This is a genomic window from Tritonibacter litoralis, assembly GCF_009496005.1.
GTDB classification, from domain to species: Bacteria; Pseudomonadota; Alphaproteobacteria; order Rhodobacterales; family Rhodobacteraceae; genus Epibacterium; species Epibacterium litoralis.
In genome coordinates this window covers 199,631-215,066 of the sequence record NZ_WIBF01000005.1, presented here as the reverse complement: position 1 = coordinate 215,066, position 15,436 = coordinate 199,631, and the positions used below count along the sequence as shown (strand labels likewise).

Sequence of the window (15,436 nt, the reverse complement as noted above, 5' to 3'; positions counted from 1 at the left end):
AATCAGGAATGGTGGCCGCCCCCTTTGGGCGGAATACTTCGTACATCCTAAACAACCATTCTTTTTCCGGAGATTGCTATGCAACCGACTCTCACCACTGGGGCCGAGAGCCTCGAACTGTCTTGGCCTGACGGCACCATCGGCCAATTCCCTTTCATCTGGCTGCGCGACACTGATCCGTCCGGCTTCCACCCGCAAACCGGCGAGCGCGTGTTTGAATTGACCAGCGTTGAGCTGGACATCGCCCCCACCCATGTTGAGCTGGCTCCCGGCAAGCTGATGGTCACATGGCCCGGCGCCCAAGAGCCAAGCGCCTTTGACCTGGAGTGGATCAAAGCGCATCGTCCCGGTCAGCGCCGCGCGGACCCGGCTGTTGTTGAACCGGTTCTGTGGCGCAGCGAATTGGGCGGCGAAGGTGTACCGCGCCATGACGCGGCGGGCATCATGTCCTCGGACGCGGCCTTGTCTGAGTGGATGGCGGATTGCAAACGTTATGGTCTGGCGATTGTCACTGGCCTGGCCGACAACACCGATGCGGGCATGGATGTGGCACGTCGTGTCGGCCACCTGCGCGAAACCAACTTTGGCCTGACCTTTGAGGTGATGTCCAAGCCGGATCCGAACAACCTGGCCTATACGTCGGTTGCGCTACCGCTGCACACCGACCTAACCAACCAAGAGCTGCCGCCGGGCTTCCAATTCCTGCACTGCATGGCCAACGAAGCGCAAGGGGGTGGTTCGACCTTCTGTGACGGTGCCGCCGCAGCCGAAGATCTGCGCAAGGAAGATGCCGAAGCGTTTGAACTGCTGACCTCGATCACCATTCCGTTCCGTTTCCACGACAAGGTGACCGACATCCGCAGCCGCAAGGCGGTAATCACCCTGGACAGCGACGGAGACGTTTCCGAGATCTGCTTTAATGCACACCTGGCCGATATCCTGGACCTGAATCCAGAACAGATGCCTGCCTATTACCGCGCATACCGCAAATTCATGGGCATGCTGCGCGCACCGAAATACGGTATCGCGCTGCGTCTGTCGGGCGGCGAAATGGTGGTCTTTGACAACCGCCGCGTTCTACACGGTCGCGAATCTTTCGACCCGTCCACCGGTTTCCGTCACTTGCATGGCTGCTATGTGGACCGCGGCGAGCTGGACAGCCGTCTGCGCGTTGTTGCTGCACAGGCCTAAGCCAACAGGATTCAGGTGTTTCAGAGCCTGAGAATGAGCATTGATCCGACGGCGCATCTAATCCTCAGGTGCGCCGTTGTTTTTGTCGGCATTCCCTGGAGCAACGCACAAAAAAACGCGCCCGGTTGGGCGCGTCTCTGTTTTGTGCTGTCCCTGCTGGATCAGAACGCTTCGGGGCGCGCCTCACGGGCCATATGGTCCAGGACGGCGTTAACAAATTTGGGTTCCTTGCCTTCAGGGAAGAAGGCGCGCGCAATGTCGACAAATTCCACAATCACCACTTTGGGCGGGGTCTTGCCCACCACCAGCTCGGCACCCGCAGCCCGGAACAGGGCGCGTAAGGTAGGGTCGATCCGGTCGATTGGCCATTTTGCCACCAAGGCACGGTCTGTCATCTGGTCGACTTTGGCCTGATTGTTCACAGCATCCTTGACCAGCGCGCGAAACAGTTTGGTATCACCTTCGGCCAACTCATCACCTTCATAGACCGCACCAAAACGGTGGTCTTCGAACTCCACAATCACCTTGTCAAAGCTCTGATCGCTCTGCTCCATCTGAAACAACGCCTGCACCGCATAAAGCCGTGCAGCCGAGCGCATCTGGTGTTTGTCAGCCTTCTTGGGCTTGGCGGTCTCGCCGGTGGAGTTCTGATCGGTCATGCGGTTGTGGATCCATTATCTGCGCCGGCCAGCTTGATGGCCTCTGAGGGCGCCTTGAAGCCGACACCCTTGGTCTGGGCGCCCCACTTACGCGTGAGTGCAATGAGATGCAAGGCCGCAGCAGCCGCGCCACCACCTTTATTCTGATCCGCCGGGTTCGCGCGCACCTCAGCCTGGGTGCGATTTTCCACCGTGAGGATCCCATTGCCGATGCACAGCCCCTGCAGACCCAAAAGCTGGATCGCACGGGAGCTGTCATTACAGACGGTCTCATAATGGGTGGTCTCCCCCCGGATCACACAGCCCAAGGCGACATAGCCGTCAAAGTTCGACCGCCTATCGGTAATTGCAATAGCGGTCGGGATTTCCAGCGCGCCCGGCATCTCGATCACTTCGAATGTGCCTCCAACGGCCTCAATCTCAGCTGCAGCGCCCGCAACCAGATTGTCGGCGATATCCTTGTAGTAAGGCGACACCACAATGGCGATCTTCACCGGCTTGTCGAATTCGGCGCGCGGCAGAATATAATGTTGTTCATGTCCGGCCATATCAGGCGTCCTTCATAATCGGGCGATTACCCACGATAGTCAGATCAAAAGCGTCCAGACCAAGATAGGTTGTTTTGGGCGAATCCGTGAGCAAAATGAGCTCTTTCAGACCAAGACCCGACAGGATTTGTGCCCCCATTCCGGTTTCCTTAATGATACGAGGCCCATCTTCATCGGCGGCATAAAGCGCGTTGTGGGGCGCACGGAACAGGCACACGACGCCACGGCCTTCGTCAGCGATTTTCTGCATTGCAGTTTGTAATTCGCCCGCCGGTTTGGGCCCCAGTCCCAACAGGTCGGATGCTTCGTGCAGCGCATGAGTGCGCACCAGAACCGGGTCCGGAGTGGTGATGTCACCCTTGATCAGCACCACATGTTCGATGCCGTGGATCTGGTCGGTAAACAGTCGCATTTCCCAGTCACCGCCGATTTCGGACGTCACGATTGAGCGACTGGTTTCCACCACCAGATTATCATTGCGCGAGCGATAGGCGATAAGGTCGGAAATGGTGCCGATCTTCATATTGTGCTTGGCCGCAAAATCGACCATTTCCGGCAGGCGCGCCATGGTGCCATCGTCGTTCATGATCTCGCAAATCACCGCCGAGGGGTTCAAACCGGCCAGGCGGGACACATCTACGGCGGCCTCTGTATGGCCTGCGCGCACCAGAACCCCACCTGTTTTTGCCCGCAGCGGAAAGACATGACCCGGCGTCGCCAGGGTCGCCATTGTGTTTTGTTCATTGATTGCCGTAGCCACGGTCAACGCACGATCCGCGGCCGAAATCCCGGTGGAAACGCCTTCGCGAGCCTCGATCGAGACAGTAAAGGCGGTTTCATGGCGCGAGGAATTGTTGACCGCCATCAATGGCAATCCCAGAGCATCAATGCGTTCTGCGGTCATCGGAAGGCAGATCAGCCCACGTCCGTGGGTCGCCATAAAGTTGATCGCATCCGCATCCGCGAATTCGCCTGCGATAATCAGGTCGCCTTCGTTCTCACGGTCCTCGTGGTCGACAAGGATATACATCTCACCATTGCGGGCGGCTTCAATGATCTCTTCAATCGGGCTGATAGCGTCTTTCAACTTTGCCTCAATTGGGCCGGGCGTTGCATAACTCATGGCGCAGTCTCTATGTTTTGGGGGGACCCGGACGCGCATCGGCGGGGGCCTTCTGCTGACAAAAGGGATAGACCACCCCACAGGCATTTACCACCCCAAGTCGCAAAGCCAACACGCTGCGGCCACCGTTGTTTACAGCGCCCATAGCCAAAATTGTTGAAGATTTTATGTGTCAAAGAGTTCCGGCGATTTTGAGCCGTGGCGCAGCATTCAAATTCGTGGTTTGGGCGCCGGCTGGCGATCGCTGTCACCTGAATTCGGCTCCCCTTTTGGTTCGATCAGCAGAACCTTCACCTCTTTTGGCGCGCGGGGGCGATGCACAACACCTTTGGGAACAACAAACATCTCTCCTGCCTTTACAACGCGCGGTGGCTCGCCTTCGATATCCATTTCCATTTCCCCTTCGAGAACCAGAAAGAAATCGTCGGTGTCCGCATGTTGGTGAAACGGATATTCACCCTGAAATTTCACCACCATCACGTCGTTGTTGTTATAGTCCGCCACCACATGCGGATCCCAATGACTGGAAAATTGCGCCAACTTGTCGACGAGGTTGATCGTTTTCATCTGAAATCTCCCAAAAACCTAACTGTGTCCATCGCAACCGCAGATCGCGACAGCGATCTGCCACGCCCAAGGCTTCTGGCCGGGCATCTGTGATGCCGGGCCAAGGCGCGGGAGCACCTTGCCCTTTTTCAGGCTCCGGCGCGGAAGTACTCTGATGCAGGCAGATAGCCTGCCGCGCGCCCAGCGGTGCTCCAATCGCGCTCCATTGGCGCATCGCCGATCACCAGAACCGTATTGCCCGGCAATTTCTGCGATTGGATCAGCCCCGACACACGGTCTCGCATGGCACTCCAGCTCTCGTTGAACTTAGGCGCCACATCTGCTGCATCCAGCACCGGATTGGCCGACAGAACCCCGTCCGGCGTGTTTGGCGCATGGACTAGGGTCAATTTCTGCGCCGCGCGCACGGCATCCAACGCGCGGGTCTCGGCATCGGGCATCTTGGCCCCCTGCCCGATAATCCTGAGCGCGTTGGACGAAAACATCAGCGCCAGAATATCCTGCCCCGAGGCCTGGCGAATACTGGCATAGGTCTTGTAATCCATGCCCAGTTCAGCGGCACGTTTCATCCGCATCTTGACCACCATCAGCGGGATGGTCTTGCGCATCAGCTGCCGTTGGGCGGAGCGCCATTGATGAGTGCGCCAGCGGTGGCCCCCGTCCATGGATGGCCCTTGATTGTGGCCGATGCCCGCCCGGCTCACTTGAACTCACCCAGGCGTGCGACGTATCGCGCCAATGTGTCGATCTCTAGATTGATGCGATCACCGACTTTGGCGTCGCCCCAGATCGTGACCTCCTTGGTATGCGGGATAAAGTTGATGCCAAAGTCGCAGCCCTCCACTTCGTTCACTGTGAGCGAGGTGCCGTTCAGCGCCACAGAGCCTTTGGGCGCGATAAACTTTGCCAGTGCTTCAGGCGCGCGCAGGGTGACGCGGGTGCTGTCGCCCTCGTCCTGCATCGCCACAATCTCCGCCACGCCATCAACATGACCCGACACGATATGGCCGCCCAGCTCGTCACCGACCTTCAAGGCACGCTCCAGATTCAAACGGCTGCCCACCTGCCAGTCACCGATATTAGTCTTGCCCACGCTTTCGGCTGAGATCTGGACATCATACCAATCTTCACCTAGCGCGACCACAGTCAGGCAGACCCCGTTTGAGGCAATCGACGCCCCCATGTCGATGCCAGCGGTGTCATAAGACGTCTGGATCCGCGCGCGCAGGTCCCCGGCTTGTTCCAGCTCGGTGATGACCCCTACATCGGTGATAATGCCTGTAAACATCTGAAATAATCTCCTGTGCCGCGCGGCTCCTGTGGTGTTACTCTCAGAGGTAATGCCTTGACGATCAGGCGGCAAGGGGGTCAACGCACCCAGATTTGCGCAAAGTCACACCGCCGCCCAGACCACTTGTTCCAGCCCCGCCAATTTGGCAAGCCGCTGCAGCTCAGCCTCCAGTTTCACCTTGCGCTTGTCGGTGCGCAGCCGATCGCTTTCGGTCCAAAAGTTGGTCAATGTCAGCGTCCCGCGTTTGCGGTCACCTTTGGCCTCGATCCGCCCTACAAAACGGCTGCCTTCCAACAGCGGAAAGACATAATAGCCCCATTGGCGCTTGGCGGCGGGGACAAACATTTCCACGGTGTAGTCAAAGCCGAACAGCCGAGCGAGCCGCACACGGTCCCGTATTGCCGGATCAAATGGGTTCAAAATGCGCAGCCGCGATGTGGGTTGCTTCAACCCGGCAATACGGGTTTCGATGTCTGGGGTGGCCCAGGTTGCGCTCCAACTGCCATCGGCGCCCTGCACCTCAGCCGCGACCAGATCGGCTGTTTGCGCCCAGGCTTTGACCTCAGCCACGTCACAGGCCTCCCAGAATTTGCGAATCTCTCCCAATGTGCCAAAGCCGAGCCGGGCCAGCGCACTCTGGCACAGCGCGGTGATCTGCGCCTGATCGTTCATCTCTGGTTGATCCTGGGGAAAGACGCGGTCAGCCAGATCATAGAATTTTGTAAAACCCTCGCGATGTGAGGTCGCCAGCTCACCCGCATACCAAAGATAGTCCAGCACCATTTTATGCGGCGGGCGCGACCACATTTGTTTTTCACCTTTGACCTTGGTCTCAAAATCATGGGTCGACAGCGCGCCCTCGTTGCGGATGCGCTGGATGACATGGGCGATCAGATCCGGGTCAAGATGTTTGCCAAACCAGTTTGACCGGCCGACCTCGGCTTTTTTGCGACGGAACTGACGTTGCCACATGGGCAGAAATTCCATCGGCAGAACCGAGGCATCATGGGTATAATGTTCAAACACCTGACGTTTTTCGCGCAGCAGTGGCTCTAACATATGCTCGCGGTAATTCTGGTTGCGGCTCCACAGGATATGGTGATGGGCCCGTGACACCACCTGAATGGTGTCCAGCTGCACAAAGCCCAGATCGCGAATGACCCCGATCGTGTCCAGCGGCCCCGTGGGCGCAGAAGCCAGACCATGGGACGTCAGCCACAGAGCGCGCGCCGTTGCATTGTCGATCCTCAATTGCGTCATAGCAGCCCCGTTTGTTCCCCGTTTGTTTCCGCAAAGCTGGCGGGAAGCCTGAGCCGATGCAAGCCATATTATCAGCCCACGGCCCAAGCCCTGCCCCCGGTGAAAAAAGGTCACAGTTTCGCCGCACTGAGAATTTACTTAAAAGCGTTAACCAATATCAAAGACCGCCCCACATATGATTGCCCTGCTATGACCCACGCCCCCGCTTCGCGCCATTTCCTGTTTCTGCAAGGGCCACATGGTCCGTTCTTTGCCCGACTGGCCAAGATGCTGGGGCATGCAGGCTGCACCGTCTGGCGGGTGGGGTTTAACGCGGGCGATCAGGCGTTCTGGCCCAATCGCAAAAGCTACATCCCCTTTACCCAAACAATCGATGCCTGGCCGGACACCTTTGCGGGACTGCTGGATCAGCATCAGATTACCGATATCGTCCTTTATGGCGACACCCGCCCCATTCACGCCCAAGCGGTTGAGATTGCCAAGGCGCGCGGTGTCCAGATCCATGTGTTTGAGGAAGGGTATCTGCGCCCCTATTGGGTCAGCTATGAGCGCGGCGGCGCAAATGGGCATTCCCCACTGATGGATCTGACCCTACCTGAGATGCAAGAAGCGCTGGCGCGATCTGACATGGAAGCGCCCCTGCCGCCGTCCCATTGGGGAGACATGCGTCAGCATGTGTTCTACGGCGCGGCTTATCATTGGTTTGTGATGTTCCTGAACCAACGGTATCGCAATTTCCGCCCCCACCGCGATCTGACGGTCACCAAAGAGTTTCAACTGTATGTGCAGCGCCTTTTGCTGCAGCCGCTACAGTCCTTGGATCGCCGCATCGCCACTTGGCGGGTGCGCAACGGTGGTTTCCCCTATCACCTGGCGCTGTTGCAGCTGGAACATGACAGCTCGTTTCAGAAACACTCGCCCTTCTCCTCGATGGCGGATTTTCTGGAGCTGGTGGTGTCCGAGTTTGCCAAAGGCGCGCCAGGCCATCACCACCTGGTGATCAAGGCGCACCCGCTCGAAGATGGCCGCGTTCCGCTGCGCCGGATCCTGCGACAGCTGGCACGGACGCATGGCATTGCGCATCGGGTGCATTATCTGCGCGGCGGCAAACTGGCGGGTCTTTTGAACGAGGCGCGCACGGCGGTCACCGTGAATTCCACGGCTGGTCAACAGGTTCTGTGGCGCGGCATTCCGCTGCGGGTCTTTGGCAAGGCCGTCTATGACAAACCTGAATTTGTCTCACAACAGCCCCTGGCCGAGTTCTTTGCCACCCCGGCCCGACCGGATGCCCGCGCCTATCGTGATTTCCGCCGCTTCCTGCTGGAGACATCGCAGATCGCAGGCGGGTTTTATTCCCGCTCTGGCCGACGCCAGTTGCTGCGCCAAGTGGTAGATCTGATCCTTGCGGCCGACGACCCTTACGAGGCGTTGAAACAGGGGACAGCGGCACCCCGGCAACAGTTACGGCTGGTCCAGGACACGTAAACACCTGCGGGACTGGATTTTTCTCTGCTCATTGGGTAGCCTACAAGAAAAAACGCAGGCAGTTACAATTTCAGGTCAGGAGACCGAGCAGTGAAATCCGTATCCATTGGATGGGCGAAGGGTGTCGCCCTGTGTGCCGCCGTTGGCATTGTGGCCTCTTGTGGCCTGCCAAAAGTCGGCCCGAACAAACGCCAAATTTTTGCGGGATCCGTACAACGCGAAGGTGACGCCTTTGTGGTTTCGGTCAATGACCGTGTGACCCGCGCCACTGCGGTTGTGCCCGCGCTTGGCTTTTCTAGCCATTTCACCAACGCAGCACGGCTGACTTCCGACGTGATCCGCCCCGGCGATGTGCTGGGCCTGACGGTCTGGGAAAACGTTGATGACGGGCTTCTGGCGGCAGAGGCGACCAAATTCACCACTCTGGAAGAAGTCCAGGTTGACAGTGCCGGTTATATCTTTGTGCCCTATGCTGGCCGCGTGCGCGCCTCGGGCAACACGCCGGAACAGCTGCGTGAATCCATCACCGAAGAGTTGGAAGGCCAGACGCCGGATCCGCAGGTGCAGGTGCGCCGACTGGCGGGTGATGGTGCGTCGGTCTCGCTAACCGGGGCTGTAAACGGCCAAGGTGTCTATCCGATTGAACGCCCAACCCGGACATTGGCGACCATGCTGTCGCAGGCCGGTGGTGTGTCGATCGAGCCGGAGATCGCCCAGATCACCCTGATCCGCGGCGACCAGTCCGGCACCATCTGGCTGCAGGATCTGTTTGAACATCCGCAGCTGGATATCGCCCTGCGCGGCGGGGACAAAATCCTGGTCGAGGCCGACAGCCGCACCTTTACCGCATTGGGGGCCACCAATGCCCAGGCCCGCGTCCCCTTTGAAAGCCGCGATCTGTCGGCGCTGGAGGCCATCGCCCAGGTCGGCGGTCTGGTCTCCACCGCGTCTGACCCGACCGGCGTTTTTGTCCTGCGAAATGAACCGGCAGAGATTGCCAATCAGGTTCTGGGACGCAGTGATCTGGTGGGCGCGCAGCGTCTGGTCTATGTCTTGAACCTTGAAGAGCCAAACGGGCTATTCATGGCGCGGGATTTTGTGATCCGCGATCAGGACACGCTTTATGTGACCGAGGCGCCATACGCCCAATGGACCAAAACCATTTCGCTGCTGGTCACGCCGGTGGGGTCGCTGTCCAGCGTCTCTTCCGCGTTTGACGGCGGCTAACCATATGCGGCTGCGGATTGGCCGGACAGAAGCCGGGGGCGCAGGCTCTCGGCTTTTTGTATATAACGGCGGGTTTTTAACACAAAAGCGCCTGCGGCGCATTCTGGCGCTCAAAGGGTACGAACTGTCGCTGGGTCTGCCGGACACCGGGGATCTGGTTGGGATCTGGGGCAATTCCCCCACCGCCCATCGCGGTCTAAAAATCGCGCAGGAGAACAATGTTGATCTGCTGCGGGTCGAGGACGCCTTTTTGCGGTCCGTCCTGCCGGGACGCGCGGGCAGCCCGCCCTTGGGCCTGCTGTTAGATCGCGCGGGGCTGCATTTTGACCCCTCAACGCCGAGCGATCTGGAGACCTTGCTGTCAACCGCACCGCTGGATGACAGCCATATGATGCGACGCGCCCGCGGGCTGATTGACCGATTGCGTGATTTGCACCTGTCAAAATACAACGCCTTTGTGCCCGAGGCTGAGGTGCCCGATCCGGGTTATGTTCTGGTGGTGGATCAGACGCGCGGCGATGCATCGGTCCGCGCTTCGGTTCCAGATGCCGAAGGGGCAGATCTGGCCCGCTTTCGCGAGATGCTGGTCTTTGCCCAGCAGGAACATCCAGGCGCGCGGATCCTCATCAAAACCCACCCGGAGACCCGCGCGGGCTTTCGTCCAGGTTACTTCACCGCCAAAGACGCGCAGGGCCGGATCGAGCTGTTTGACCGCGCGGTCTCTCCCTGGGCGCTGCTTGATGGGGCGATTGCAGTCTATACGGTGTCTTCCCAAATGGGGTTCGAGGCCATTCTGGCGGGGCACAAACCCCGTGTCTTTGGCCAGCCGTTTTACGCGGGTTGGGGGCTGACGCAGGATGAGTTCCCGCTGGATCGCCGTCAGCGCCGCCTGACCCGCGCGCAGCTGTTTGTGGGGGCAATGATGCTGTACCCCACTTGGTATGACCCGTTTGAGGACCGCCTGTGCGAGCTCGATCGTGCCATCGATATCCTTGAAGCTGAAGTGCGCGCCTGGCGGCAGGACCGGGCCGGGTGGGTCGCGTCCGAGATGCGTCTGTGGAAACGTGCGCCTTTGCAGCGTTTCTTTGGCCGCCACAAGGCGATGGCGTTTGCCGATAACGCCGCGGTGGCTCGCTCAAGCGGCAAGAACTGGATGGTTTGGGCCAGCAAAGCGGGCGAGGCCCATGCCGGCGCCTGGCGGGTGGAGGATGGCTTCCTACGCTCCCGCGGGCTGGGGGCTGAACTGGTGCCCCCCTTGTCCTTGGTGCTGGACCGGCAGGGGATATATTATGACCCGACCCAGGGCTCTGACCTGCAGGATCTGATCGCCGCACGAGAGGTGATGACCCCAGAAGAAGAACGCCGCGCCGAAGCTTTGGTGATGCGTTTGGTGCGTAGCAGCCTTTCGAAATACAATCTGGGCGGCGGGGTGCCGGACCTGCCCGAAGGCCACCGTATTCTGGTGCCGGGACAGGTGGAAGACGATGCCTCGATCCTGAAAGGCACCGGACGGATTGCCACCAATCTGGACCTGTTGCGCCGGGTGCGGGCGGGCAATCCCAAGGCGGTGATCATCTATAAGCCCCACCCCGATGTGGAGGCAGGCCTGCGGTCTGGTCAGATCACCGTACCCGGGGATCTGGTCGATGTAGTCGCCCATGGGGCCGATCCCATGGCGCTGCTGGATGAGGTGCAGGAAGTTTGGACCATGACCTCGCTTCTGGGATTTGAGGCCTTGTTGCGGGGTGTCAAAGTGACCACGCTGGGCGCGCCTTTTTATGCGGGCTGGGGGCTGACGCGCGATTTGGGGACGGTGCCGAGCTTGCGCAAAGCACGCCCGAAACTGTTGGGCCTCGCCCATGCGGCGCTGATTGACTATCCGCGTTATTTTGACCCCAAGACCGGCCTGCCCTGCCCTGTCGAAGTGGTGGTGGACCGGCTGGCAACTGGCGACATTCCACATCCCGGCTTTGCCAACCGGAGCCTGGCGAAACTGCAGGGGGCCTTTGCCTCATACGCCGCGCTTTGGCGGCGCTAAGTCACATTTTTTCCTGACGACGCACCCAGCGGTGGAGGATGTCAGCCCCCACAGGGCGGGCCTCTTCCAGCACAAACCGCGGCGCTTCTTCCAAGCGACCAAGCCCGAGCGCGCCGATGGAGGGCAGCCCCTCGGCCCCAATACCAATGCCCGCCGTAAAGCCGATCAGCTCATCCACCAGATCAAACGCCAACAGCGAGGCCGCCAGGGCCGAGCCCCCTTCGCAGAAGACCCGGTTCAAGCCCGCCTGTCCCAGCTGACGCAGGATGTCATTGGGATCCAGCTGCACGCCGTGCACCGCACAAGGCAAAAGTTTGGCCCCCAGACCTTCCCAAGCCTGAATACGTTCCGCCCCGGCCCCTGTACCATGGCAGAGCCACACCGGGATGTCCTTGGCAGTGCGGGCCAGCTGACCCATCAGCGGCAGATCGAGGTGGCGGGAAATCACCACGCGCACAGGCTGTTGTTTGGAACCCATGTCGCGCACAGTCAGCGACGGGTCATCGGCGCGGGCCGTGCCCGCCCCCACCATCACCGCGTCATGGCGCATGCGCATGGCGTGCACCATGCGGCGCGCTTCGGGGCCGGTGATCCATTTGCTTTGGCCGGAGCCGGTGGCAATACGCCCGTCAAAAGAACTGGCCATTTTAAGGGTGACCCAGGGACGCCCCTGTTCTGTGCGACGGAAGAAGCCTGCATGATCGCGCGCCGCCTGTTCCGCCAGAACGCCGGTTGTGACCTCGATGCCTGCATCCCGCAGCATCTGAAACCCCTGCCCCGAGACGCGCGGATCGCTGTCTTCGATGGCGGCCACCACACGGGCCACGCCCGCCTCGATCAAGGCAAGCGAACAGGGGGGTGTTTTGCCATAATGAGAACAGGGCTCTAGCGTCACATAAACGGTTGACCCACGCGCCCCCGCGCCTGCCTGCGCCAAGGCCACGGGTTCGGAATGGGGGCGCCCGCCCGGTTGCGTCCAGCCGCGCCCGATGACGCGCCCGTCCTTGACAATCACCGAGCCTACCGCAGGATTTGGCCAGCAATTGCCCATTCCGCGACGGCCCAGAGACAGAGCCATAGCCATAAACCGTTTGTCAGTCTCGCTCACGCCAGAGATCCCAAAGTTGGGGGAAGATCAGGTCACTTCCGGTGGCACATCCGGCCGCAGCTCATGTACGAAATCTTCGAAGTCATCGGCAGCCTGGAAATTCTTATAAACGCTTGCAAAGCGTACATAGGCAACCGTGTCAATGCGTGCGAGCGTTTCCATCACAATCTCGCCGATTTTCTTGGACGGGATATCCGTGTCGCCCATGCTTTCCAGACGCCGCACGATGCCGGAAATCATCTGATCGATCCGTTCGGGATCCACCGGACGTTTCTGCATAGAGATACGAATGGACCGTTCCAGCTTGTCCCGGTCGAAATCTTCGCGGCGGCCGTTGGTTTTCACCACCACCAGATCCCGGAGTTGAACGCGTTCGTAGGTTGTGAAGCGTCCGCCACATGAGGGGCAGAACCGGCGCCTGCGGATGGCGACGTGATCTTCTGCCGGGCGAGAATCCTTCACCTGTGTGTCAACATTTCCGCAAAACGGGCAGCGCATCGGCCTGTCTCCTCCACGTCCCTGATGGAAAATTTGTGCTGTATATAGCCTAGTTATCCACAACTATAGGGGAGCCGCTAGGATTTGGGTAGAGGAGAAATGAACTCTCTAGACTTAGGGGGATGCGCACCTGTGTTCAGGCCAGATGCGCAACGATCCGACGCCCATGTGGGGCGTTTCTGTGTTCAAACAGGAAAATCCCCTGCCAGGTTCCCAGCACTGGCTGCCCCTGCATAACCGGAATGGTCAGGCTGACAGGCAGGATCGCCGCCTTGATATGAGCGGGCATGTCATCGGGGCCCTCATAGGTATGGCGCAGATAAGACATCGACGGATCATTGGATGGCGGCACCAAGCGCGAAAAGAATGCCAGAAGGTCTGATTGGACCTCGGCGTCAGCGTTCTCCTGGATCAAAAGCGAGCACGAAGTATGGCGCACAAAGAGAGTTAAAAGCCCCGCGTCTTTTCCGGTTTGCGCGACCCAGTCACAAACGGGCCGCGTCACCTCATAGGTGCCCTGCCCGTGGGTCTGTACGGTGAATTCCTTTTGTATCACGGGACCTGCCTTTTGTGTCGGAACCTGCCCCGGGACTATGCGGTCCCACGACAGAGGCGTCAAATGATGTGGCGGATCAATCGCGATCGCGAAGGGGGAACTGACGGCAGCTGTAAAAAGCGGAATTGACCTGTTTTGACCGACCAACCGTCAGGGTTCCCACAACACGGAATGACTTGTCCAACGGTTTGATACCAGCTGCAGCCGGATCCAGCGTGAACAGAACCGCGTCGCGATGTGCAGTGACCTGCCCGGGGCCCAACCCACGCGCGACGTAGATTTTCTGCTCCCAAGGCAGACGCTTGGCCCGGTACAGATAATCTCCAACCGCGCACCAGTAGTCTTCCAGACCCGAATTGCGTATAAAACCGCCGACCTCAATCAGCCCGTTGTCCAGCTCGGCCACGGTCATGTGGTTGCGAGCCTTAAACACCCGATCCTCCGCATGAAGTGGCACCGCAATAAGCGTGGCGAGCAAAGCCGTCAAAAGCGGTTTGAAGCGAACAGACATCATAGACCCTTCCTTGTAAAACTGCGAAACAGATGCACGACGGCAGTTATGTGCCGGAGACGCGCTGATATCCGTTGATCTAGGTATCTGCAGACACATTACGAATAAACCACGATCACATCGCTGTGGATGCCTGTTACAGCAGTCTTTCGTTATGCGGTACTCATAAAAAAACGGGGCGATCCCCCGTCTGACACGTTGATACGGTGTCATCGCCGCTGTTTCGAACCGTTCTAGCCCGCAACCGCGTTATTTCAGGATCATCCTCATCCGACGCGTGCAGCCGAGCCTGGGAAGGGGATCACTTCGGCGGTGTGACCATTGCCCAAAGCCTGTTCCAGAATGGAAAGAACCGCAGGGTTCGGTGCTTCGCCACTGTCTTGGTGAAATTTGCGACGGGCACGCTGGCGCAGCATATTCCGCGTTTCATCGCCGCCCATAATCTGCAACCGTTCACCTTCTTCGCGCATGCAAGCCACAAGAAAATCATTTGCCACTACAAGATTGTTCAAGACCTCAATCTTGCGATCCAGCGCGCCCAAAGCTTCGTTTACGTTGGTGTAAGCCATAGTGCGGTCTCCCGTGAACTGTTTATAAAACGTTAATGTGTGAACAAGGTAACATAGGGGCTGAAACCGGCAATACGAGTCCCCTGTGTCTTTGGTTCAAGCATATATATCCCTTGGGTCAGGTGCTGCATCCTTGGGCGTAAAATTTTACGAATTCGCAATCAATTTTAACAAATTGAGTATGCGATGCGCGCTATGCGCACAGTTCAGTCGACACGACGCCACAGCTTTTGGCTCAATCCGCTGTATAAATCGCCGTAAAAGCGTACTGGACCACAGGTGTTTTGGCGCGCCTTACTCCCAGGTATAACTGTTGCGGTCGAAAATCTGACCGGCGGCCTCTTTGGCGTCAAAAAGCGGCAAAGGATAGCCTGCAGTTTCAACACTTCCCGGATCGCAGGTGAGCTCCGCCAAGACATCCTCGCCCCGCTCTACGTAGACGCCACCAGAAACTTCAGGTGTTCGGGGATCACGTTCTTGTGCATAGTAAACCCGGTAAGACACCCCTGCATTTTCGAAGGTCACGCTCTCCCAAATGGTGCGGCTTGCAGCCGGCCAAGGATAGAGGAAGACATCAGTTACATGTCGGCTCAGCTGCAGATCCGGGGTACGCCCGGTGCGTCCGAAACTATAGGTGGCCTGATCGCCGACCAAACAGGTTTGCAAGTATTTGCGCCCCCCTTCAAGGGCGCAAGACACCAAGGTTTCACTGCCATCTGGACAGGCGGTTGCGGTAGACGCGACGAAGCAAAGGCCCAAAGTAAATAGACGCATGAAAAACTCCAAAAGAAAAAGGCGCCCCAAA

Annotated in this window: 17 protein-coding genes; 4 read left to right on the top strand and 13 right to left on the bottom strand. The window is 58.9% G+C overall.

The features are described 5' to 3' along the window. Window positions 1–78: 78 nt before the first annotated feature. The gene (locus GFB49_RS10680; RefSeq protein ID WP_153215848.1) at window positions 79–1,191 is read left to right on the top strand and encodes a TauD/TfdA family dioxygenase; all 1,113 of its coding nucleotides are present in this window, start codon (window positions 79–81) and stop codon (window positions 1,189–1,191) included. A gap of 161 nt (window positions 1,192–1,352) precedes the next feature. Here the strand turns inward: GFB49_RS10680 and nusB are convergent, their stop codons facing one another. The 7 genes from nusB to GFB49_RS10645 all read right to left on the bottom strand — a co-directional run bounded on the left by nusB (window position 1,353) and on the right by GFB49_RS10645 (window position 6,639). Beyond that, window positions 1,353–1,850 (bottom strand): transcription antitermination factor NusB, encoded by a 498-nt coding sequence (gene nusB / locus GFB49_RS10675; RefSeq protein ID WP_153215847.1) that lies wholly within the window; start codon window positions 1,848–1,850, stop codon window positions 1,353–1,355. After that, window positions 1,847–2,398: a 6,7-dimethyl-8-ribityllumazine synthase gene (locus GFB49_RS10670; protein ID WP_153215846.1), complete on the bottom strand. Its 552-nt coding sequence runs from the start codon at window positions 2,396–2,398 to the stop codon at window positions 1,847–1,849. Before GFB49_RS10670 ends, nusB begins: the two co-directional genes overlap by 4 nt. Window position 2,399: 1 nt before the next feature. Then, window positions 2,400–3,521, bottom strand: a complete 1,122-nt coding sequence (gene ribB / locus GFB49_RS10665; RefSeq protein WP_153215845.1) for a 3,4-dihydroxy-2-butanone-4-phosphate synthase — start codon at window positions 3,519–3,521, stop codon at window positions 2,400–2,402. Between the two features lie 210 nt (window positions 3,522–3,731). Beyond that, window positions 3,732–4,088, bottom strand: coding sequence for a cupin domain-containing protein (locus GFB49_RS10660; protein WP_153215844.1), 357 nt, complete (start codon window positions 4,086–4,088; stop codon window positions 3,732–3,734). Between the two features lie 128 nt (window positions 4,089–4,216). After that, entirely contained in the window at window positions 4,217–4,753 is a 537-nt protein-coding gene (locus GFB49_RS10655) for a hypothetical protein (protein ID WP_153215843.1), read from the bottom strand. A gap of 35 nt (window positions 4,754–4,788) precedes the next feature. Next, window positions 4,789–5,376, bottom strand: coding sequence for a riboflavin synthase (locus GFB49_RS10650; RefSeq protein WP_153215842.1), 588 nt, complete (start codon window positions 5,374–5,376; stop codon window positions 4,789–4,791). Window positions 5,377–5,481: 105 nt separating this feature from the next. Continuing rightward, window positions 5,482–6,639, bottom strand: coding sequence for a winged helix-turn-helix domain-containing protein (locus tag GFB49_RS10645; protein WP_153215841.1), 1,158 nt, complete (start codon window positions 6,637–6,639; stop codon window positions 5,482–5,484). Window positions 6,640–6,828: 189 nt separating this feature from the next. On the opposite strand from GFB49_RS10645, the gene GFB49_RS10640 reads away from it, so the two are divergent. From GFB49_RS10640 to GFB49_RS10630, 3 genes are all read left to right on the top strand, one after another. Further along, window positions 6,829–8,124 (top strand): capsule biosynthesis protein, encoded by a 1,296-nt coding sequence (locus GFB49_RS10640; RefSeq protein ID WP_153215840.1) that lies wholly within the window; start codon window positions 6,829–6,831, stop codon window positions 8,122–8,124. Between the two features lie 90 nt (window positions 8,125–8,214). After that, window positions 8,215–9,351, top strand: coding sequence for a polysaccharide biosynthesis/export family protein (locus GFB49_RS10635; RefSeq protein ID WP_343032541.1), 1,137 nt, complete (start codon window positions 8,215–8,217; stop codon window positions 9,349–9,351). Between the two features lie 4 nt (window positions 9,352–9,355). Next, window positions 9,356–11,389 (top strand): capsular polysaccharide biosynthesis protein, encoded by a 2,034-nt coding sequence (locus GFB49_RS10630; protein WP_153215839.1) that lies wholly within the window; start codon window positions 9,356–9,358, stop codon window positions 11,387–11,389. A gap of 1 nt (window position 11,390) precedes the next feature. On the opposite strand, the gene ribD is transcribed toward GFB49_RS10630, so the two are convergent. From ribD to GFB49_RS10600, 6 genes are all read right to left on the bottom strand, one after another. Further along, window positions 11,391–12,497 (bottom strand): bifunctional diaminohydroxyphosphoribosylaminopyrimidine deaminase/5-amino-6-(5-phosphoribosylamino)uracil reductase RibD, encoded by a 1,107-nt coding sequence (gene ribD / locus GFB49_RS10625; RefSeq protein WP_343032540.1) that lies wholly within the window; start codon window positions 12,495–12,497, stop codon window positions 11,391–11,393. 27 nt (window positions 12,498–12,524) lie between these two features. Further along, on the bottom strand, window positions 12,525–12,995 hold the full coding sequence (gene nrdR / locus GFB49_RS10620; protein WP_153215838.1) for a transcriptional regulator NrdR: 471 nt from the start codon (window positions 12,993–12,995) through the stop codon (window positions 12,525–12,527). A gap of 136 nt (window positions 12,996–13,131) precedes the next feature. After that, window positions 13,132–13,548: a secondary thiamine-phosphate synthase enzyme YjbQ gene (locus tag GFB49_RS10615; protein ID WP_343032545.1), complete on the bottom strand. Its 417-nt coding sequence runs from the start codon at window positions 13,546–13,548 to the stop codon at window positions 13,132–13,134. Window positions 13,549–13,627: 79 nt separating this feature from the next. After that, the gene (locus GFB49_RS10610; protein ID WP_153215837.1) at window positions 13,628–14,065 is read right to left on the bottom strand and encodes a hypothetical protein; all 438 of its coding nucleotides are present in this window, start codon (window positions 14,063–14,065) and stop codon (window positions 13,628–13,630) included. A gap of 263 nt (window positions 14,066–14,328) precedes the next feature. Next, window positions 14,329–14,631 carry a hypothetical protein gene (locus GFB49_RS10605; protein ID WP_153215836.1) on the bottom strand — a complete coding sequence of 101 codons (303 nt, stop codon included), beginning with the start codon at window positions 14,629–14,631 and terminating at the stop codon, window positions 14,329–14,331. Between the two features lie 294 nt (window positions 14,632–14,925). After that, window positions 14,926–15,405 (bottom strand): hypothetical protein, encoded by a 480-nt coding sequence (locus tag GFB49_RS10600; RefSeq protein WP_153215835.1) that lies wholly within the window; start codon window positions 15,403–15,405, stop codon window positions 14,926–14,928. Window positions 15,406–15,436 lie beyond the last annotated feature (31 nt).